Source organism: Bradyrhizobium liaoningense (genome assembly GCF_018130955.1).
GTDB classification, from domain to species: Bacteria; Pseudomonadota; Alphaproteobacteria; order Rhizobiales; family Xanthobacteraceae; genus Bradyrhizobium; species Bradyrhizobium liaoningense_C.
The window spans coordinates 96,963-115,393 of sequence record NZ_JAFCJM010000014.1; the positions used below are offsets into that span (position 1 = coordinate 96,963).

19 protein-coding genes and 1 pseudogene are annotated in these 18,431 nt (G+C 64.1%); 10 read left to right on the forward strand and 10 right to left on the reverse strand.

Features of this window, described 5'->3' with window-relative positions:
• Positions 1 to 18: 18 nt before the first annotated feature.
• The gene (locus tag JQ632_RS14460) at positions 19 to 729 is read right to left on the reverse strand and encodes a glutathione binding-like protein (protein WP_212403013.1); all 711 of its coding nucleotides are present in this window, start codon (positions 727 to 729) and stop codon (positions 19 to 21) included.
• A gap of 119 nt (positions 730 to 848) precedes the next feature.
• On the opposite strand from JQ632_RS14460, the gene JQ632_RS14465 reads away from it, so the two are divergent.
• Both JQ632_RS14465 and JQ632_RS14470 read left to right on the forward strand, forming a co-directional pair.
• Positions 849 to 1,871, forward strand: coding sequence for a methionine synthase (locus JQ632_RS14465; protein WP_212403015.1), 1,023 nt, complete (start codon positions 849 to 851; stop codon positions 1,869 to 1,871).
• Positions 1,871 to 2,107 (forward strand): hypothetical protein, encoded by a 237-nt coding sequence (locus JQ632_RS14470; RefSeq protein ID WP_212403017.1) that lies wholly within the window; start codon positions 1,871 to 1,873, stop codon positions 2,105 to 2,107. The genes JQ632_RS14465 and JQ632_RS14470 overlap by 1 nt, the downstream gene beginning before the upstream one ends.
• Here the strand turns inward: JQ632_RS14470 and JQ632_RS14475 are convergent.
• The 3 genes from JQ632_RS14475 to JQ632_RS14485 form a co-directional block, all read right to left on the reverse strand.
• A complete protein-coding gene (locus JQ632_RS14475; RefSeq protein WP_212403019.1) occupies positions 2,104 to 2,718 on the reverse strand; it encodes a hypothetical protein in 615 nt (204 codons plus the stop codon). The genes JQ632_RS14470 and JQ632_RS14475 overlap by 4 nt on opposite strands.
• A gap of 154 nt (positions 2,719 to 2,872) precedes the next feature.
• Positions 2,873 to 3,391, reverse strand: a complete 519-nt coding sequence (gene gpt, locus JQ632_RS14480) for a xanthine phosphoribosyltransferase (RefSeq protein ID WP_212403021.1) — start codon at positions 3,389 to 3,391, stop codon at positions 2,873 to 2,875.
• A 37-nt stretch (positions 3,392 to 3,428) separates the two neighbouring features.
• Positions 3,429 to 4,166, reverse strand: a complete 738-nt coding sequence (locus JQ632_RS14485; protein ID WP_212403023.1) for a molybdopterin-binding protein — start codon at positions 4,164 to 4,166, stop codon at positions 3,429 to 3,431.
• A 280-nt stretch (positions 4,167 to 4,446) separates the two neighbouring features.
• Between JQ632_RS14485 and JQ632_RS14490 the strand changes: the two genes are divergently transcribed.
• From JQ632_RS14490 to JQ632_RS14500, 3 genes are all read left to right on the forward strand, one after another.
• On the forward strand, positions 4,447 to 5,865 hold the full coding sequence (locus tag JQ632_RS14490) for a circularly permuted type 2 ATP-grasp protein (protein WP_212403025.1): 1,419 nt from the start codon (positions 4,447 to 4,449) through the stop codon (positions 5,863 to 5,865).
• A 4-nt stretch (positions 5,866 to 5,869) separates the two neighbouring features.
• Positions 5,870 to 6,814 (forward strand): alpha-E domain-containing protein, encoded by a 945-nt coding sequence (locus JQ632_RS14495; RefSeq protein WP_212403027.1) that lies wholly within the window; start codon positions 5,870 to 5,872, stop codon positions 6,812 to 6,814.
• A gap of 108 nt (positions 6,815 to 6,922) precedes the next feature.
• The gene (locus JQ632_RS14500) at positions 6,923 to 7,765 is read left to right on the forward strand and encodes a transglutaminase family protein (protein WP_212403029.1); all 843 of its coding nucleotides are present in this window, start codon (positions 6,923 to 6,925) and stop codon (positions 7,763 to 7,765) included.
• 111 nt (positions 7,766 to 7,876) lie between these two features.
• On the opposite strand, the gene JQ632_RS14505 is transcribed toward JQ632_RS14500, so the two are convergent.
• A complete protein-coding gene (locus JQ632_RS14505) occupies positions 7,877 to 8,287 on the reverse strand; it encodes a sel1 repeat family protein (RefSeq protein WP_212403031.1) in 411 nt (136 codons plus the stop codon).
• Between the two features lie 157 nt (positions 8,288 to 8,444).
• Here JQ632_RS14505 and JQ632_RS14510 point away from each other — a divergent pair, with 157 nt between their 5' ends.
• Positions 8,445 to 9,203 carry a proteasome-type protease gene (locus JQ632_RS14510; protein WP_212403032.1) on the forward strand — a complete coding sequence of 253 codons (759 nt, stop codon included), beginning with the start codon at positions 8,445 to 8,447 and terminating at the stop codon, positions 9,201 to 9,203.
• Positions 9,204 to 9,225: 22 nt separating this feature from the next.
• Complete coding sequence (locus tag JQ632_RS14515) at positions 9,226 to 9,984, forward strand: SDR family oxidoreductase (protein WP_212403034.1); 759 nt, start codon at positions 9,226 to 9,228, stop codon at positions 9,982 to 9,984.
• A gap of 164 nt (positions 9,985 to 10,148) precedes the next feature.
• Here JQ632_RS14515 and JQ632_RS14520 read toward each other — a convergent pair whose 3' ends face one another.
• Entirely contained in the window at positions 10,149 to 11,369 is a 1,221-nt protein-coding gene (locus JQ632_RS14520) for an MFS transporter (RefSeq protein WP_212403036.1), read from the reverse strand.
• A gap of 166 nt (positions 11,370 to 11,535) precedes the next feature.
• On the opposite strand from JQ632_RS14520, the gene JQ632_RS14525 reads away from it, so the two are divergent.
• A complete protein-coding gene (locus JQ632_RS14525) occupies positions 11,536 to 12,786 on the forward strand; it encodes a NupC/NupG family nucleoside CNT transporter (protein WP_212403038.1) in 1,251 nt (416 codons plus the stop codon).
• Between the two features lie 133 nt (positions 12,787 to 12,919).
• On the opposite strand, the gene JQ632_RS14530 is transcribed toward JQ632_RS14525, so the two are convergent.
• The 3 genes from JQ632_RS14530 to JQ632_RS14540 all read right to left on the reverse strand — a co-directional run bounded on the left by JQ632_RS14530 (position 12,920) and on the right by JQ632_RS14540 (position 15,473).
• Positions 12,920 to 14,134 carry a rhomboid family intramembrane serine protease gene (locus tag JQ632_RS14530; protein WP_212403040.1) on the reverse strand — a complete coding sequence of 405 codons (1,215 nt, stop codon included), beginning with the start codon at positions 14,132 to 14,134 and terminating at the stop codon, positions 12,920 to 12,922.
• Between the two features lie 308 nt (positions 14,135 to 14,442).
• Positions 14,443 to 14,994 carry a cupin domain-containing protein gene (locus tag JQ632_RS14535; RefSeq protein WP_212403042.1) on the reverse strand — a complete coding sequence of 184 codons (552 nt, stop codon included), beginning with the start codon at positions 14,992 to 14,994 and terminating at the stop codon, positions 14,443 to 14,445.
• A 191-nt stretch (positions 14,995 to 15,185) separates the two neighbouring features.
• Complete coding sequence (locus tag JQ632_RS14540) at positions 15,186 to 15,473, reverse strand: usg protein (RefSeq protein WP_212403044.1); 288 nt, start codon at positions 15,471 to 15,473, stop codon at positions 15,186 to 15,188.
• A 385-nt stretch (positions 15,474 to 15,858) separates the two neighbouring features.
• Here JQ632_RS14540 and JQ632_RS14545 point away from each other — a divergent pair, with 385 nt between their 5' ends.
• The gene (locus JQ632_RS14545) at positions 15,859 to 16,173 is read left to right on the forward strand and encodes a co-chaperone GroES (protein ID WP_014494241.1); all 315 of its coding nucleotides are present in this window, start codon (positions 15,859 to 15,861) and stop codon (positions 16,171 to 16,173) included.
• A gap of 89 nt (positions 16,174 to 16,262) precedes the next feature.
• Positions 16,263 to 17,903, forward strand: coding sequence for a chaperonin GroEL (gene groL, locus JQ632_RS14550; protein ID WP_212403046.1), 1,641 nt, complete (start codon positions 16,263 to 16,265; stop codon positions 17,901 to 17,903).
• Positions 17,904 to 18,094: 191 nt separating this feature from the next.
• Here the strand turns inward: groL and JQ632_RS14555 are convergent.
• Positions 18,095 to 18,383: pseudogene (locus tag JQ632_RS14555) on the reverse strand (GIY-YIG nuclease family protein).
• Between the last annotated feature and the right edge of the window lie 48 nt (positions 18,384 to 18,431).

The window sequence follows — 18,431 nt, forward strand, 5'->3', positions numbered from 1 at the left end:
CCGGAATGACGGGCGTTGTTAGCTCACTTTCTTTCCCAACAGCTCCTTAGCCTTCTGGCCGAACATGATCTTGCGTGATTCCTCGTCGAACGGTTCTTTCACGAATTTTCCGATCGCAAGCCCGGCCTGCACCTGCGGACGGGCGCGCACGGCGGCATACCAGCGCTTGACGCTCGGGTAGTCGTCGAGCGTAAAGCCCTGCGCCTTGTGGGTCATGGTCCAGGGGAAGCAGGCGATGTCGGCGATAGAATAGTCGTCGCCCGCGACATAGGCACCGGTCTTTTCGAGCTGCCGGTCGAGCACACCATAGAGCCGCGCCGCCTCGTCGCGATAGCGCTCGATCGCGTACGGGATTTTCTCGGCAGCATAGAGCGCGAAATGGCCGTGCTGGCCGAGCATGGGACCGAGGCCAGCCATCTGCCACATCACCCATTGGATGGTGCGCGAGCGGCCGCGCATATCTGTGGACAGGAAGCGGCCTGTTTTTTCGGCGAGATAGATCAAAATGGCGCCGGTCTCGAACGCCGAAAACGGCCCGCCGCCATCGGCCGGGTCGTGATCGACGATCGCCGGAATCCGGTTGTTCGGGGAGACGCCCAAAAATTCGGGACGAAACTGTTCGCCGGTGCGAATGTTGACGGGAATGACCGTATAGGGGAGCCCGAGTTCCTCCAGCATGATCGAGATCTTCCAGCCGTTCGGCGTCGGCGCGTAGTAGAGATCGATCATGGTTTTTGTCTTAGCCTTCCCGTTGGCGTCGCGGGTTAAGGGCGACTTTTGTTGTTCTGTACCTCGACGTTAAGACATGGCAGGAAGGTGCGCAACGAGAACCGATGCGGGAGGCCGCCATGCTGTTTCCAACCACGATTGCCGGCTCCCTGCCGAAGCCGGAATGGCTCGCCGAGCCCAACATGCTCTGGGCGCCCTGGAAGTCGAAGGGCGAGGAGCTCTTGCGCGCCAAGCGTGACGCGACGCTGATCTGGCTCAAAATCCAGGACGACGCCGGCATCGACATCGTCACCGAGGGCGAGCAGGCGCGGCAGCATTTCGTGCACGGTTTTCTGGAGAAGATCGAGGGCATCGATTTCGCCCACAAGGTCGAGATGGGAATCCGCAAGGACCGTTACAAGGCGATGGTGCCGCAGGTCGTTGCGCCCCTGCAACTCAAGGAACGCGTCCATGCCTTCGAGGCGCGCGTTGCCCGGACGCACACCGCACGGAAGCTGAAATTCACCCTGCCAGGCCCGATGACCATCATCGACACCATCGCCGACCGCTACTATGGCGACCGCGTCAAGATGGCCTTTGCGTTTGCCGAGCTATTGAACGCGGAAGCCAAGGCGTTGCAGGCCGACGGCGTCGATCTCATCCAGTTCGACGAGCCCGCCTTCAACGTCTATATGGACGAGGTCAACGACTGGGGCATCAAGGCACTGGAGCGCGCGGCCGAGGGGCTGACCTGCGCCACCGCCGTGCACATCTGCTACGGCTACGGCATCAAGGCCAACACCGATTGGAAGGAAACGCTCGGCGCACAGTGGCGGCAGTACGAGCAGATCTTTCCTGCGATCGACGCCAGCCCGATCCAGCAGGTCGCGATCGAATGTCGCAATTCCAAGGTGCCGCTCGATTTGCTTGCGCTACTCAAGAACAAGATCGTCCAGGCCGGCGTGATCGACGTTGCGAGCGACGCGGTCGAGACCGCCGAGGACGTCGTCAAGGTGATCGAGGACGTCGCAAAATTCGTGCCCAAGAGCAACATCATCGCAACAACCAATTGCGGCATGGCGCCGATGCGGCGGGACATCGCGGAAGCAAAACTGATGGCGCTCGGCGCCGGCGCGGCCTTGGCGCGCGAGAAGCTCAAGTGATGGCGGCTGTGTTGCGCCTTGCCGCCATCGTTCTCGTGCTGGCGGCATTCGTTCTGCCGGCCCGCGCGGAGGACCGCTCCGTGCTGCTCAACTGCAAGGCGATGGTGGAACGCGCATCGAAGGACGCGAACGCGGAAAGCGAGGCGGAGCTTGCGCGCTGCCGCCAGGTGATCCGCGAATGGGCACTGCGCGATGCGCGGATGCTTGTGGACGAGCAGGGCCGGCCGCTGCGCTAGCCTGAGGCCGTCGGATGCAGCAGCGGCCGATAACCGGCAATGAACGCGCGAAGCGATGAGGGCGGCGTCAGCAGCATCGCCTTCCCCAAGATACGCGCATCGCCGTAGCCCGCCGGCGACCACAGCAGCGCCCTGCCCCGCACGATCAGAAAGCTCTCTTCACCCTGCTGCACCATCGCGCCATCGGGCAGTTCGGCTGATGGCATCGGCAGCGCGTGCAGACGCTTCTGGCCGCGGTCGAGACGTTCCCCATGCAACACCGCATCCATCGCCTTCGCGCTGATGCCGTTCACGCCATTGCCCTTCTCCCACGCGGCGCGAAAGCGTTTTGCGTCGTCGCGGCGGCAGAAGAAGCAGGGCCGATGTCCCGCCGCAAAGGCAGTCGCTTCGTCGAGGAAGAACAGCTCGGTCCAGCTCCGCCGCGCCATCACCGGACGGCGCCAGCCGCGGAACTCGCAGAGGCAGGTGATCCAGGCCGGTGTCGACCAGCGCTTGGTCAACAGTGTCTTGGTCGCGGGATCGTGGATGATGCCGCGATTGCCGGTGAAGAGCCCGCGATGCGTTGTCGCAATGATGTCGCCGGTGGGGGTGACGCGGTTTTGGAGGGGCATGTGCGGCTCTTCTCCTTCTCCCCGCTCGCGGGGAGAAGGTCGGGATGAGGGGGAGCCTCCACAAGGTCGGTGAGAGTTGGACGCGCGGAAGCTCCCCCTCACCCGCGCCTTCGGCGCGGCCTCTCCCCGCACGCGGGGAGAGGCGAAGAAAAAACTAACCCGCGCCGTCGCGGAGCGGCGGGTGGTAGGACAGCGCGGTGTCCCAGGGGAAGAATATCCAGGTGTCCTGCGACACCTCGGTGATGAAGGTGTCGACCAGCGGACGGCCCTTCGGCTTGGCGTAGACGGTGGCGAAATGCGCATCGGGCAGCATCTCGCGCACCAGCTTGCCGGTCTTGCCGGTGTCGACGAGGTCGTCGACGATCAACAGTCCCTTGCCGGTGCCGCCGCCGAGCTTCATCGCTGCGTCGGAAATGCCTTTCAGGACCTGCAAATCGCCCTGCTTGTCGTGGTCGTAGCTGGCGATGCAGACGGTATCGATGATGCGCACCCCTAACTCGCGCGCCACGATCGCCGCAGGCACCAGGCCGCCGCGGGTGATTGCGATGACGGCGTGGAACGGGCCGACCTCGTTGAGCCGCCAAGTCAGCGCACGGCAATCGCGGTGGAACTGGTCCCACGAGACCGGAAAGGCCTTGCCCGCCCGCTCCTGCGCACTCAATTCACCGTTCATCCTTGTCTCCTGCCACTGATCGTCCGGCAGCTTGGTGCTAGCGGCTAATGTTCAATCCCGCCAGCATTTCCTTCACGGCGGCCATGGCGGCGGCGAGCTTCTCCGGATCGCGCGAACGCACCACCAGATTGGTGTTGGGCTTCGACTCCTCGTCCATGAAGGGGTAGCTGCCGATGATGGTGTCGGGATGGGCGGCGGCAATGGTCCGCAAGGGGCTGCCTATGTCGCCCTCGCGCGCGTTGGCGCGGACCGACTCGGAGAGCATGCGAACGCCGGACTTCAGCTTGGGCGAAACAATATCCATCATCGCCTGCATGATCGACGGCACGCCCGCCATCACGATGACATTGCCGATCTTGAAACCAGGGGCGAGGATGGTCGCGCTCTGGATCAATTCGGCGCCGTCGGGGATACGGGCCATGCGCAGCCGCGCCTCGTTGAGGTCCTGCCCGCTCCAGCGCTCGCGGAAACGCGCGACCACTTCCGGGTGGTGGTCGATGCCGACGCCGAAGGCCTTGGCCACGCTGTCGGCGGTGATGTCGTCATGGGTCGGCCCGATGCCGCCTGTCGTGAAGACGTAGGTGTAGCGTTGCCGCAGTGCATTCAAGGCGGCGATGATGTCGTCCTCGTCGTCGGAGACGACCCGGACTTCCTTCAGGTCGATGCCGATATTGGTCAGGTATTCGGCGATGAAACCGATATTCTTGTCCTTGGTCCGGCCCGACAGGATCTCGTCCCCGATAACCAGAATGCCCGCCGTGACGATCTCGCTCATAAACCCATTCCTCACCTGTGACGCCGACTTTGCCGAGGTAACGCGTTGAAGTCACGCGGTTTTGCTGCCGAAATAAGCAGTCCTCAGCCATTTTTTCAGGCAAGCCGCTGACTATCCCCGTCAAATGCCGTCAGTCCATGCATATCGCGCTGGCCCGGCCCTTGCTACCACCCCAATAAGTCATGCACTCTCCCCGCATGGCCACAGGACGTTGCGGTCTTCACCAAGCCCTATGCGACCTGACCAATTGCGCAACGCCTGGGGAGAACAGTCGGGATCTATGGCAGTCGCGTTCGATGAAATGAATATTCCCGGGGGGGACCTCCGTCCCGCCTATCAGGAGCTGGCACGCTGGCTCAAGGAGACGCCTCCCGAGGCGCTCGAATATCGCCGTCAGGAGGCGGAGCTCTTGTTCCGCCGCATCGGCATCACCTTCGCCGTCTATGGCGATGCGGAGGCGACCGAGCGGCTGATCCCGTTCGACGTCATCCCGCGCATCATGTCCGGCAAGGAATGGGCGCTGCTGGAAAAGGGGCTGAAGCAGCGGGTCCGCGCGCTCAACATGTTCCTGCGCGACATCTATCACGGTCGCGAGGTGCTGCGGGCCGAGATCGTGCCCGACGACCTGATCTTCCAGAACCCGGTGTTCCGGCCTGAGATGAACGGCCAGCAGGTGCCGCACGACGTCTATGTCCACATCGCCGGCATCGACATCGTCCGGGTCGACGCCAACGACTTCATCGTGCTCGAGGACAATGCGCGTACGCCATCCGGCGTGTCCTACATGCTGGAAAACCGCGAGATCATGATGCGGCTGTTTCCGGATCTCTTCGCCCGCCACAAGGTGGCGCCGGTCGAGCGCTATCCGGACGAGCTGCTCGCGGCGCTTCGCTCCGTCGCGCCGCTGAGTGCGTCGGCCGAGCCGACGGTCGCGCTGCTGACCCCCGGCGTCTACAACTCCGCCTATTACGAGCATTCCTTCCTCGCCGACAAGCTCGGCATCGAGCTCGTCGAGGGCCGCGACCTCATCGTCAAGAACAACGAAGTGTTCATGCGCACGACGGAGGGGTTGAAACGGGTCGACGTGATCTATCGCCGCGTCGACGACGATTTCCTCGATCCCCTCACCTTCCGTCCCGATTCCGTGCTCGGCGTGCCCGGCCTGATGTCGGCCTATGCGGCCGGCAACATCACGCTCGCCAACGCAGTCGGCACCGGCATCGCCGACGACAAGGCGATCTACTCCTACATGCCCGACATCGTGAAATTCTATCTCGGCGAGGAGCCGATCCTGAAGAACGTGCCGACCTGGCGCTGCCGCGAGCCGAAGGATCTCGCTTACGTGCTCGACAATCTCGGCGAGCTCGTCGTGAAGGAAGTGCACGGCTCCGGCGGCTACGGCATGCTGATCGGACCCGCCGCGACCAAGGCGACGATCGAGGCCTTCCGCGAGAAGCTGAAGCGCGAGCCCGAAGGGTTCATCGCCCAGCCGACGCTGGCGCTCTCGACCTGCCCGACCTGCACGGCTGCGGGCCTTGCCCCGCGCCATGTCGATCTTCGCCCCTTCGTGCTCACGGGCAGCAAGCGCACGACCATCGTGCCGGGCGGACTGACCCGTGTTGCGCTGAAGGAAGGCTCGCTCGTGGTGAATTCGAGCCAGGGCGGCGGCACCAAAGACACCTGGATTTTGGACGAGTAGAGAGATGCTGTCGCGTACCGCCGAAAACCTCTACTGGCTCGCCCGCTACGTCGAACGCGCGGAATATCTTGCGCGCACCATCGATGCGACCCTGCGTGTCACAGCCCTGCCCGCCGCCTATATCGGCAAGACCAACGAATGGGACTCGGCGCTGCTTACCGCCGGCGTCGCCGCGAGCTTCTATCAGCAGTACGAGGAAGCCAACGAGAACAATGTCGTCGACTACCTCTCCTTCTCGCAAAGCAATCCGTCCTCGATCAGGAACTGCATCGAGGCGGCGCGGCTGAACTCGCGTTCGGTGCGCACCGCGCTGACCAGCGAGATGTGGGACACCATCAACTCGGCCTGGATCGAGTTGCAGGAGGTCTGGAGCAAGGGCACCTCGACGCGCGAGGACCTGGCGAAGTTCTTGCGCTTCGTGCAGGAGACCTCGCTGCGCTTCGACGGCTCGGCCTACCGGACCATGCTGCGCAACGACGCCTACTGGTTCTCGCGCCTCGGCCTGCATCTGGAGCGCGCCGACAACACCGCACGCATCCTCGACGTGAAGTATCACGTGCTGCTGCCGGAAGAGGAGCACGTCGGCGGTCCGCTCGACTTCTATCAGTGGAGCTCGATCCTGCGTTCGGTGTCGGCGCTGACAGCCTATCACTGGGTCTATCGCGAGACGCTGAAACCGTGGCTGGTCGCGGATCTGCTCATCCTCAACGGCACGCTGCCGCGCTCGCTGGCGAGCTGCTACGACAATCTCGTGCGCAATCTCGACCAGATCGGCGTCGCCTATGGCCGCCAGGGCCCGGCCCAGCGCCACGCCCGCGGCATCCGCAACCGGCTGGAACACTCCAACATGAACGACATTTTCCAGCATGGCGTGCATGAATTCATTCAGGAATTCATCGCCGACAATTCCAGGCTGGGCGAAATCATCACGAAGCAGTATTTGATCTGACACCCTGTCATTCCGGGGCGCCCGCAGGGCGAACCCGGAATCTCGAGATTCCGGGTTCGATGCTTCGCATCGCCCCGGAATGACGATGCAAGAAACAACCGGTCCACCATGCGCCTGCGAATCCAGCACACCACGACCTATCGCTACGAGCCGGCGGCCACCAGCGTGATCCAGATCCTGCGCATGACGCCCGGCAGCCATGACGGGCAATATGTGGCGGAATGGCAGATCGACGTTTCGACCGACACCAAGCTCGACATGCACGAGGACGCGTTCGGCAACGTCACGCATGTGCTGTCCTGCGGACCGGTCAGCGACATCAAGATCATCGCCGAGGGCCTGATCGAAACCCATGACACCGGCGGCGTGCTGCGCGGGACCGACGAGCGGTTTCCGGCCGGGATGTTCCTGCGCGCGACCGACCTCACCGGCGTCAACCCGGCGATGGCGGCGTTCGCGAAAAGCCTGCGCGCCGAGGCCGAGAGCGACACGCTCGGCTTCCTGCATTCGCTGATGTCGCAGGTCAGCGAGCACATGACGTTCGACGAGGACCCGACCCATAGCGGCACCTCGGCGGCGGAGGCGTTCACGCTCAAGCGCGGCGTCTGCCAGGACTATGCGCATATCTTCATCGCCTGCGCGCGCAGCGCAGGCGTGCCGGCGCGCTTCGTCTCCGGTCACTTCCTGCGCTCCGACGGCGCGGTTCACCAGGATGCCGGTCACGCCTGGGCGGAGGCCTTTGTGCCGGATCTCGGCTGGGTCGGCTTCGATCCCGCCAATTGTCTCTGCTCGACCGACGCCCATGTTCGCGTCGCGATCGGGCTCGATTATCTCGGTGCGGCCCCCGTGCGCGGCACCCGTTATGGCGGGGGTGCGGAGACGCTGACGGTGGTGGTCAGGGTCGATCAGGCCGGGCGTTCCGGACAGTCGCAATCGCAATGGCAGCGGTGACCGTTTTCCCGTCATTCCGGGGCGCGCCTAGCGCGAACCCGGAATCTCGCGCCACAATCTCCAGATTCCGGGTTCGATGCTATCGCATCGCCCCGGAATGACGACGATAAGCTAATACTCGCAATTCCTGTAGTCCGACGCCTCGCAGGCCTGCATCATCGCGCGTGCCTGCGACAGGTCGTCCGGCGTCATGGTCGCCGACACCGTCTTCAGCTCCGCCTTGGCCTTTGTGTCGCCGCGGGACGCAGCCAGGGTCAGCCACATGAAGGCATGGGCAGAACTCCTCGCCACACCCTGTCCGCGCTGATACATCGAGCCCAGCATCATCTGCGCCTTGGTGTTGCCGGCCTTCGCCATGCCGCGGAACACGTGGATCGCCGGCACGTAATCGCCGCGGTTATAGGCGGCCATGCCGTCCTCCCAGGGACCGGCGAACGCCGCGCCGCCGATCATGCCAAGAGTCACGACAAGAGTCATGCCAAGGGCCGCCGCAACCAGGCTGCCGAGCACCAGTCTTCTCATTCCCCGCCCTCCTCTGCCGGGTCGATTTCTAGCCGTTTGATACGGCACCCGCCAAGGAAAGGTTTCAGCGTGCCCCTTTGGGGGAAATGGGGTTGGAGCCGTCCATGAAATTGGCTAGTAATTTCCGCGTTCAAGATGGTGCGTTCGGGGACTGGAAATGACCTATTGCTGCGGAATCCTGGTTCGGGAAGGCCTCGTCATGATCGCCGACACCCGGACCAATGCCGGCCTCGATAACGTTTCGACCTTCCGCAAGCTGCACATCTTCTCAAAACCCGGCGATCGCATCATGGCAATCGCCAGCGCCGGCAATCTCGCGATCAGCCAGTCGGTGCTGTCGACGCTGACCGAGGGTCTGGAAGATCCGGACACCGGCGAGATAGAGACCTTGATGAACGCGCCGACCATGTTCCAGGCGGCGCAGCGCATCGGCCGCGCCATCCGCGCCGTGCATTCGACCGAAGCGGCGGCGCTGAAGGCCGAGGACATCAATTTCGACGTCTCCTTCCTGTTCGGCGGCCAGATCAAGGGCTCGCGGATGCGCCTGTTCATGGTCTATCCGGCCGGCAATTTTATCGAATGCACCACGGATACGCCTTACCTCCAGATCGGCGAGCACAAATACGGCAAGCCCGTGCTCGACCGCGCCATGCACTATGACATCGAGCTCTATGAGGCGCTGAAGACGAGCCTGATCTCGATGGACTCGACCATGCGCTCCAATCTCGGCGTCGGACTGCCGATCGACGTGCTGGTCGTCCGTCCGGACGTATGCGATGCCGACCTCAATCATCGCATCGAAGCGGGCGAGCCCTATTTCCACGATTTGCGCTCGCGCTGGTCGGCGGCGCTGCGCGCGGCACATCAGAACATCCCGCGGCCGCCCTACAAGAACGAAAAAGACTCCAAAACCTGACAAACAGAAAAGGCAGGAAACGATGAGTGAAGCAAAGAAGATCGCAGTGGTGACGGGCGCCGGCACGGGTGTCGGGCGCGCGGCCGCGCTGGCGCTGATGGATGCCGGCTTCACGGTGGTGCTCACGGGACGGCGGCTCGACAAGCTGGAAGAGACCGCAAAGCTCGGCCCAGCCGGAAAAAGCCTTTGCGTGTCCGCCGACATGACCAACGCCGACTCGATCGCCGCGCTGTTTGCCAAGGTGAAGGACAGCTACGGCCGGCTGGACGTGCTGTTCAACAACGCCGGCATGGGCGCGCCGCCGGTGAATTTCGAGGATCTCACGCTCGAGCAGTGGCAGGCGGTAGTGAACACCAACCTCACCGGCCCGTTCCTGTGCACCCAGCACGCCTTCCGCATCATGAAGGACCAGTCGCCGCGCGGCGGCCGCATCATCAACAACGGCTCGATCTCGGCGCATGCGCCGCGGCCGTTCTCGGCGGCCTACACCTCGACCAAGCACGCCATCACCGGCCTGACCCGTGCCAGCAATCTCGACGGCCGCGCCTATGACATCGCGGTCGGCCAGGTCGACATCGGCAACGCGGCGACCCCGATGACCGACCGCATGGTCGCCGGCCCCGGCGTGATGCAGCCCGACGGCACGATGAAGCACGAGCCGCGCATGGACGCGAAAGCCGTCGGCGATGCCGTGGCCTACATGGCCGGCCTGCCGCTGGACGCCAACGTGCTGTTCATGACGGTCATGGCGACGAAGATGCCGTTCGTGGGTCGGGGCTGAGCTCTCTCCTTCCCCTCTCCCCGCTTGCGGGGAGAGGGTTGGGGTGAGGGGAAGTCTCCACAGGGACGGTAACAGTTGGACTCGCGGAGAGTCCCCCTCACCCGCATCGCATCTTCGATGCGATGCGACCTCTCCCCGCAAGCGGGGCGAGGTGAAGAAATGCCCTACTCCAGCCGCTCCACCTTGCGCAGGCTCGGAAACAGCTTCATCCACAGCAGCGCCACCGCGATGGTGCCGATGCCGCCGAGCACCGCGGCCGGCATCGCGCCGAACAGCGCGGCGGTCAGCCCGCTCTCGAACTGGCCGAGCTGGTTCGAGGCGTTGATGAAGAGGAAATTCACCGCGCCGACGCGGCCGCGCATCTCGTCGGGGGTGGCGAGCTGCACCAGCGAGAAGCGGATCACGACGCTGATCGTATCGGCAGCACCGAGGATCGCGAGCGAGGCCACCGACAGCCACATCCAGTGCGACAGCGCGAACACCACAGTGGCGATGCCGAACACGATCACGGCCTGGAACATCCGCATGCCGACGCGCCGGTTGATGGCGTGCCGCGCCAGCACCATGGTCATGACCAGCGCGCCGACCGCGGGCGCGGCGCGCAGGACGCCGAGCCCCATCGGCCCGGTCTGAAGGATGTCGCGGGCATAGATCGGCAGCAGCGCCGTGACGCCGCCGAGCAGCACCGCGAACAGGTCGAGCGAGATGGTGCCGAGGATCGCCGGGTTGGAGTGGATGAAGCGCACGCCGGCATAGATGTCGTCGTCCGCCGCCGCCTTGGCGATCGCCTGCGGCCGTGGCCGGATCACACCGGTGAAGATCATGCCGAGAATCCAGAACAGCACCATGATGCCATAGGCGAAGTGCGGCGCGATCGCGTAGGCGAAGCCGCCGAGCGCAGGCCCCGTGATGGTCGCGATCTGCGCCGCGCCGCTGGAGACCGCGGTCGCGCGCTGCAGCGAGCCCTCCGGGGCGATCAGCGGCAGCAGCGCCGCGGTGGTCGGGCTCTCGAACGCGCCGGCAATGCCGAGCACGAAGGTCGCGACAAAGATCTGCACCTCGCCGACCGCACCGTAATAGGTGCTGACCGCGAGGTAGAGCGCGGTGGCGGCTTCGGCCAACTGGCAGAGCTGGACCACGCGCTTGCGCTCGTAGCGGTCGGCGGCGTGACCGGCGACGAACACCAGCAGCGCTGTGGGGAGGAACTGCACCAGCCCGACCATGCCGAGCGCAAAAGCGCTGCCGGTGAGGTCGTAGATCTGCCAGCCGATCGCGACCGCCGCGATCTGGCTGGAAAAGCGCGACAGGCTGCGCGAGAGCAGGAAGAACAGGAAGGCCCGGTGCTTGAGGAGTGCGCCGGCGCTGACCGGCGGTTTCGCGGACATCGACTGCTCTTGGCTGTTGCTTGGGGGCCTGGTGCGGCCCGAAAGGGTCGAAATCATCGCGTGACTGAGCCGGCCGCGGTTGTCAACAACTGGGGGACCAGCCCCGCGCGCGGCATTGCGTTTGCAACGCGCTCACTGCCATAATCATTGAGGGATTGGGGACATCATGCTGCGGTTGCAATCGGCACTCGGCATTTTCGCATTGCTGTTGATCGCCTGGGCGCTCGCGGAGAACCGCCGCGCGGTTTCGCTGCGGCAGGCCGCGATCGGGCTTGTCGCAACCCTTGGCACGGCGATCGTCCTGCTCAAGCTGCCCATCGTCGCCCACGCCTTCGGCGCGATCAACGATGCGGTTGGCGCGATCTCCTCAGCCTCGCGCGCAGGAAGCGCCTTCGTGTTCGGCTATGTCGGCGGCGGCACCCTGCCCTTCGAGCTGAAGGTGCCCGGTGCGGATTTCATCCTCGCCTTCCAGGCGCTGCCGATCGTGCTGGTCATGAGCGTGCTGACGACGCTGCTGTTCTATTGGCGCGTGCTGCCGCCGATCGTGCGCGGCATGGCGTGGCTGCTCGAGCGCACCCTCGGCGTCGGCGGGGCGGTGGGCTTGTCGACCGCCGCCAACATCTTCCTCGGCATGGTGGAGGCGCCGCTGTTCGTGCGGCCTTACCTGGCGCAGATGACGCGCAGCGAATTGTTCCTGGTGATGACCGGCGGCATGGCCGGCATCGCCGGCACCGTGCTGGTGCTGTACGCCACCTTCCTTGCGCCGCTGATCCCAGACGCGGCGGCGCATTTCGTCATCGCCTCCGTGCTGGGCGCACCGGCCGCGATCCTCGTCAGCCTGATCATGGTGCCCGAAACCAGCGACAAGCTCACCGGCGGCAGGCTGGAAGATCCCGAGATGCATGCGTCCGGCACGATGGACGCCATCGTCAAGGGCACCTCCGCAGGGCTCGAACTGCTGCTCAACATCGTCGCCATGCTGCTGGTGCTGGTGGCGCTGGTCTATCTCGTCAATGCCGTGCTCGGCCTGCTGCCGAACGTCGGCGGCAGCGCAATCTCGCTACAGCGCATCCTTGGCCTCGTGATGGCGCCGGTGTGCTGGCTGATGGGCCTGCCCTGGGACCAGGCCGTCACCGCCGGCAGCCTGATGGGCACCAAGACCGTGCTCAACGAGCTGATCGCCTATGTCGACCTGTCAAAGCTCGCGCCCGACGCGCTCGATGCGCGCTCGCGGCTGATCATGCTCTATGCGATGTGCGGGTTCGCCAACTTTGCCAGCCTGGGCATCATGATCGGCGGCCTCGGCGTCATGGCGCCGGAACGGCGCGACGAGATCAACGCGCTCGGGCTGAAGTCGATCGTGTCGGGGACGCTGACGACGTGCCTGATGGGAGCGATCGTGGGGGTGTTGACGTAGGTCATCCCCTCGTCATTCCGGGGCGCGCGAAGCGCGAGCCCGGAATCCATTTCCCCGCGTGTACTGCGGCCCGATGGATTCCGGGCTCGCGCCCAAGAGGGCGCGCCCCGGAATGACGGCGGAGAGGTTCCGCTCACCCACACAACTTCGACTTCTCCAATATGCGTTGCCCCTTGCCCAGCCTGGCACGGCAAGGATCGGCCGCCATGGCCTTCGCCTCGCTGTCCCGCTTCTGCGCGAGCAGCAACTCCGCCAGCACGGCTTGCGCCGCGGTGCGCGCCGGCCCGCCCGCCACATCGGAAGCGGCGAGCGACATGGTGGTTCGCAATTCCGTCTCGGCGGCACCAAAACTCTTTTGTTCAATGAAGAAGATCGCACGGAACAGATGAGCCCGCGGGTCCTTCGGGTAGCGGGTGACCAAATCGAGAGACCTGCTGGCCATCTCGCGCGCGTTCGCCGGCAGTTCCGACGCGCGGATATACTGCGCGGCGTCGGCCATGTAGGACGAATAATGACCGGCGGCGAAGCCGGCGCAGATCAGAGATCCGGCGAAGGCTGCGATCATCGTCATGCCGGCGCTCCGCGGCAGGCTGTCATAGGACCGGAAGGCGAGCCACGGCGTGATGGCAAGCGCGGCGCCGGCCAGCGCACCACCTGCGTGAGCATAATAGTCGGTGTTGCCGGAGGCGCCAAAGGCAAGCGGCAGCAGCGCGGGAATACCGAAGAAGAGCGACGTCTTCAGTCGCGAGATCGTTTGATCGGCGTCCGCCTCGGGATCGAAGCTCGCGACGAACAGGGCTGCGATGAGCCCGGTGATGGCGCCGGACGCACCGACGCCGGGCATGCCCGGCGCATTGCCCAGCAGCGAGCCGGCCTCGCCGGCCAGCGCACTGGCAATGAAGATCAGCGAGAACAAGCCGCGGCCGATCAGAGGCTCCAGCCTGACGCCGACGATGAACAGCGCAACGCAGTTGCCGATCAGGTGCGAGTTGCTGCCATGCAGAAGCGGCGCAAGTCCGATCCGCCACCACTCTCCCTTTCCAACCACCAGATCGTAGCTGGACGCGCCATAAGCGATCAGCGAGCGGACATCGAGCGAGCCGTCCCGCCCAATGCTGATCGCCAGATTGCTTTGCAGCCCGTAGATCAGGATCAGGAGAAAGATCAGGCCAATGGTGAGGAAGGGAATATCGGCCAGAAGCTTGTTTTCGCGAAACAGCGTCCCCTCTTCGGAGTCGGACTGATCGCTGTCGCGCACGACCGCTGGCGCGATCGGTGCTGCGACGGGTTGAAACGATACTCTTGAGGGAGGCGCCACGGCGCCGCGTCGGCCAAAGGTCGTCGCCATGAAAGCATGTCTCGCGTTTTTACAGCCCTGAGTTGACGCGAGAGGTATTTTCGACTGGTTAGCGCCCGCGCTGCGGGCGGCTGAAATCATTCGACCGGTAACTGCCCGGTTTCGCGGATCGGATGCATTCTAACGATCGGTGCTGGCGGGCCAACCACGGTCGTTCCGGGGCGCGCCACTTGACGCGAGCCCGGAATCCATTGGGCCTCAGCACGTATGGTGAAATGGATTCCGGGCTCGCCGCTTCGCGGCGCCCCGGAATGACAGAGGAAAAAATGTCCGGCGCCGCCGAATGACGACGCGACAGCCTACGCCTTGATCTCGACCGTCTTGAACTCCGCCGGCAAAATCACTTCCAGCAGTTCGACATCGTCGGAATAGTCCAAAATCATGTGCTTGATTTTCGGCGGCTGGGTCCAGGCGCTGCCTTCTTGCATCAGCGTCTCGCCCTGCCCGTCCATGTAGGTCTTCACCCAGCCCTTGAGGACGTAGACCATCTGGAATTCGACGTCGTGATAGTGAAGCTTCGACACCTCGGCCGGGTTGCAGGGGCCTTGCAGCCGGATCACGTGCGCTTGCGCGAGGCCGTGGGTTGCATCGGAAATGCCGAGGTCGCGATACTTTGCGTAGGCGCGCAGGCCGTCCGCCTTGAAATCCTCTTCGCGATGATGGCTGACCGCGATGCGCTGCTTGGGACGCGCGGGTTTCTTGGCGGAGGATTTGGCAGCGGTCGTGCGCGCCTTCGACGTCACCGCCTTGCGTGCCGATGGCCGGGCCGCGGCCTTGCTGCCGCTCCACTTCTTCTTCACCGCGGATTGCGCTGCGCTGCGCGACGTCGCTTTCTTGGTCTTCTTGGCCATGCTTTGCCTCCCGTTCTTGTTCTGGCGGAAGGCTAGCACAGATTTGAGGAATCGTAGGGTGAGCAAAGCCAACGGCGCGCGATGCGCGACCGTTGGCGTGCCCACCACTTACAATCGCAATCGTGGAGACGATGGTGGGCACGGCGCGCGAAGAGCGCGCCTTTGCCCACCCTACAGCACCGCGTGCGAGGTCAATGCAGCCTGAACACGCCGTCGACTGCGCGCAGCTCGGCCGGCTTGATCAGCTTGGAATGTGCCACCGTCACCGAGAACAGCGGACCGTCGAGCTTCTGCTGCCAGAAGGCGAGGAAATCGGTCAGCGCCGGGAATTTCGGGAAGAGATCGTAGTTCTGCCAGACATATGTCTGGAGCAGCGCCGGATGATCCGGCATCCGGTACAGGATCTGCGCCGTCGTCAGTCCGTAGCCCAGCATCTGTTTCCGGAAGTCCTCGGAAACGCCCCCAGCCCGCAAGCCCATGCCAACCTCCTTTGCAGGAGCGCATTCAGGGGGTGGCTTGATCGGTGCCCCGGGAGCCACCCGGAAAAGATGCGCTCACATGAGAGAAATGTGACGCAAACTGACAATCCATCTCAAGCCCAAAAGTTTAACAAGCTGTTGAAATTCAATGCGTTAGCAGCAGATGCGGCTCCGTGCTAATACGGTCCCCGGCGTCACGTTCCCGCCCATTAACGATGGTAAACAATTCTGGCAGGCAGCGCTTCAGAGTGCTGATTTTTCTGCTAGAAGCCCTTGCTCCCGCAAATTTCCTGTCCTATCTCAGCTCCGCCCGTGCTAGCACTCGCGGGCATCGATTGCTAACACCCCAAAAACTCCATCTCGTGCAAATGCTTAGGAGGACTGCATGAAATTCCGTCCGCTTCACGACCGCGTCGTGGTCAAGCGCATCGACGCAGAAGAGAAGACCGCTGGCGGCATCATCATTCCCGACACTGCCAAGGAAAAGCCCTCCCAGGGCGAAGTCGTCGCCGTCGGCCCCGGTGGCCGCGACGAGGCCGGCAAGCTGATCCCGATCGATCTGAAGGTCGGCGACCGCGTGCTGTTCGGCAAGTGGTCCGGCACCGAAGTCAAGATCGACGGCGTGGACCTGCTGATCATGAAGGAAAGCGACATCATGGGCGTGCTCGACGTCCCCGCTTCCAAGAAGAAAGCCGCCTAATCAACCGCTCGCACCGCTCACCCCTGAGGAGCGCCTGCCGGGCGCCCCGCCAAGGGTGAGACAGAACCAAACACTCAGGGAAACCCAGTATGTCAGCCAAAGAAGTCAAATTCGGCGTCGACGCGCGCGACCGTATGCTGCGCGGTGTCGAGATCCTCGCCAACGCCGTGAAGGTCACGCTCGGTCCGAAGGGCCGCAACGTCGTCCTCGACAAGTCGTTCGGCGCTCCCCGTATCACCAAGGACGGCGTCACCGTCGCCAAGGAGATCGAGCTCGACGACAAGTTCGAGAACATGGGCGCGCAGATGGTGCGCGAAGTCGCCTCCAAGTCCGCTGACGCGGCCGGCGACGGCACCACCACCGCCACCGTGCTGGCCGCCGCGATCGTTCGCGAAGGCGCCAAGGCGGTTGCCGCCGGCATGAACCCGATGGACCTCAAGCGCGGTATCGACCTCGCCGTCGACGCCGTCGTGGCCGACCTCGAGAAGAACACCAAGAAGGTCACGTCGAACGACGAAATCGCCCAGGTCGGCACCATCTCGGCCAATGGCGATGCGGAGATCGGCAAGTTCCTCGCCGACGCCATGAAGAAGGTCGGCAACGAGGGTGTCATCACCGTCGAGGAAGCCAAGTCGCTGGAGACCGAGCTCGACGTCGTCGAGGGCATGCAGTTCGACCGCGGCTACATCTCGCCCTACTTCGTCACCAACGCCGACAAGATGCGCGTTGAGATGGACGACGCCTACATCCTCATCAACGAGAAGAAGCTCTCCTCGCTGAACGAGCTGCTGCCGCTGCTCGAGGCCGTGGTGCAGACCGGCAAGCCGCTGGTGATCATCGCCGAGGACGTCGAAGGTGAAGCGCTCGCGACCCTGGTCGTGAACCGTCTCCGTGGCGGCCTCAAGGTCGCGGCCGTCAAGGCTCCGGGCTTCGGCGATCGCCGCAAGGCCATGCTGCAGGACATCGCGATCCTGACCGGCGGTCAGTGCATCTCGGAAGACCTCGGCATCAAGCTCGAGAACGTCACGCTCAACATGCTCGGTCGCTCCAAGAAGGTGATGATCGACAAGGAGAACACCACGATCGTCAACGGCGCCGGCAAGAAGGCCGACATCGAGGCGCGCGTGACCCAGATCAAGGCGCAGATCGAGGAGACCACCTCGGACTACGACCGCGAGAAGCTCCAGGAGCGTCTTGCCAAGCTCGCGGGCGGCGTCGCGGTGATCCGCGTCGGCGGCGCGACCGAGGTCGAGGTGAAGGAGCGCAAGGATCGCGTTGATGACGCGATGCACGCGACCCGCGCGGCTGTCGAGGAAGGCATTCTGCCGGGCGGCGGCGTCGCCCTGCTCCGCGCCTCCGAGAAGCTGAAGAGCGTCCGCACCGCCAACGACGACCAGAAGACCGGCGTCGAGATCGTGCGCAAGGCGCTGTCCGCGCCGGCCCGCCAGATCGCGATCAACGCGGGTGAAGACGGCTCGGTCATCGTCGGCAAGATCCTCGAGAAGGATCAGTACGCCTACGGCTTCGACTCCCAGAGCGGCGAGTACGTCAACCTCGTCTCCAAGGGCATCATCGATCCGACCAAGGTCGTGCGCACCGCGATCCAGAACGCCTCCTCCGTGGCGGCGCTGCTGATCACCACCGAAGCCATGGTCGCCGAGCTGCCGAAGAAGGCCGCTGCCGGTCCCGCCATGCCTCCGGGCGGCGGCATGGGCGGCATGGACTTCTAAGGTCCGACCGCTTAACGCGATCTACGAAATGCAGAACCCCGGCAGCGATGCCGGGGTTTTTGTTTGGCCGTTCGCCATTTCGGGCTCGGTGCTTCGCACCGCCCCGGAATGACGGAGAGAGGAACCGCCGCCGCACTCGTCATTCCGGGGCGCGCCTCTTGGCGCGAGCCCGGAATCCATAACCACGAACGCTAGTTGGATATCCCGCTGTAGAGATCGTCCCAATTCGGGTTCTGCTCCTCGATCAGCCGCGTCTTCCAATCCCGCCGCCACTTCTTCAGCTCTTTCTCGCGGGCAATGGCCGTCGCGGCGTCCTCGTAAATCTCGAACAGAACCAGCTTGTCGACGCCATACTTCGTCGTGAATCCGAGCACCGCCTTCGTCTTATGTTCGTAAACACGGCGCACCAGATCACTGGTTCACGCCGATGTAGAGCGTGCCGTGCTTTTTGCTGGCGAGGATGTAGACGTAGTAGGCCATTCCTGCCGCCTGTGGTTATGGATTCCGGGAGCGCCGCTTCGCGACGCC

What these genes read in the sequence shown, in the direction of transcription:
- JQ632_RS14540 (WP_212403044.1), bottom strand. Translation starts at nt 15,473, where the DNA reads ATGGGCTTGCGGGCTGGGGGCGTTTCCGAGGACTTCCGGAAACAGATG.
- JQ632_RS14510 (WP_212403032.1), top strand. Translation starts at nt 8,445, where the DNA reads ATGACCTATTGCTGCGGAATCCTGGTTCGGGAAGGCCTCGTCATGATC.
- JQ632_RS14515 (WP_212403034.1), top strand. Translation starts at nt 9,226, where the DNA reads ATGAGTGAAGCAAAGAAGATCGCAGTGGTGACGGGCGCCGGCACGGGT.
- gpt (WP_212403021.1), bottom strand. Translation starts at nt 3,391, where the DNA reads ATGAACGGTGAATTGAGTGCGCAGGAGCGGGCGGGCAAGGCCTTTCCG.
- JQ632_RS14535 (WP_212403042.1), bottom strand. Translation starts at nt 14,994, where the DNA reads ATGGCCAAGAAGACCAAGAAAGCGACGTCGCGCAGCGCAGCGCAATCC.
- JQ632_RS14490 (WP_212403025.1), top strand. Translation starts at nt 4,447, where the DNA reads ATGGCAGTCGCGTTCGATGAAATGAATATTCCCGGGGGGGACCTCCGT.
- JQ632_RS14465 (WP_212403015.1), top strand. Translation starts at nt 849, where the DNA reads ATGCTGTTTCCAACCACGATTGCCGGCTCCCTGCCGAAGCCGGAATGG.
- JQ632_RS14530 (WP_212403040.1), bottom strand. Translation starts at nt 14,134, where the DNA reads ATGGCGACGACCTTTGGCCGACGCGGCGCCGTGGCGCCTCCCTCAAGA.
- JQ632_RS14545 (WP_014494241.1), top strand. Translation starts at nt 15,859, where the DNA reads ATGAAATTCCGTCCGCTTCACGACCGCGTCGTGGTCAAGCGCATCGAC.
- JQ632_RS14485 (WP_212403023.1), bottom strand. Translation starts at nt 4,166, where the DNA reads ATGAGCGAGATCGTCACGGCGGGCATTCTGGTTATCGGGGACGAGATC.
- JQ632_RS14470 (WP_212403017.1), top strand. Translation starts at nt 1,871, where the DNA reads ATGGCGGCTGTGTTGCGCCTTGCCGCCATCGTTCTCGTGCTGGCGGCA.
- JQ632_RS14500 (WP_212403029.1), top strand. Translation starts at nt 6,923, where the DNA reads ATGCGCCTGCGAATCCAGCACACCACGACCTATCGCTACGAGCCGGCG.
- JQ632_RS14505 (WP_212403031.1), bottom strand. Translation starts at nt 8,287, where the DNA reads ATGAGAAGACTGGTGCTCGGCAGCCTGGTTGCGGCGGCCCTTGGCATG.
- JQ632_RS14520 (WP_212403036.1), bottom strand. Translation starts at nt 11,369, where the DNA reads ATGTCCGCGAAACCGCCGGTCAGCGCCGGCGCACTCCTCAAGCACCGG.
- JQ632_RS14460 (WP_212403013.1), bottom strand. Translation starts at nt 729, where the DNA reads ATGATCGATCTCTACTACGCGCCGACGCCGAACGGCTGGAAGATCTCG.
- JQ632_RS14475 (WP_212403019.1), bottom strand. Translation starts at nt 2,718, where the DNA reads ATGCCCCTCCAAAACCGCGTCACCCCCACCGGCGACATCATTGCGACA.
- JQ632_RS14495 (WP_212403027.1), top strand. Translation starts at nt 5,870, where the DNA reads ATGCTGTCGCGTACCGCCGAAAACCTCTACTGGCTCGCCCGCTACGTC.
- JQ632_RS14525 (WP_212403038.1), top strand. Translation starts at nt 11,536, where the DNA reads ATGCTGCGGTTGCAATCGGCACTCGGCATTTTCGCATTGCTGTTGATC.
- groL (WP_212403046.1), top strand. Translation starts at nt 16,263, where the DNA reads ATGTCAGCCAAAGAAGTCAAATTCGGCGTCGACGCGCGCGACCGTATG.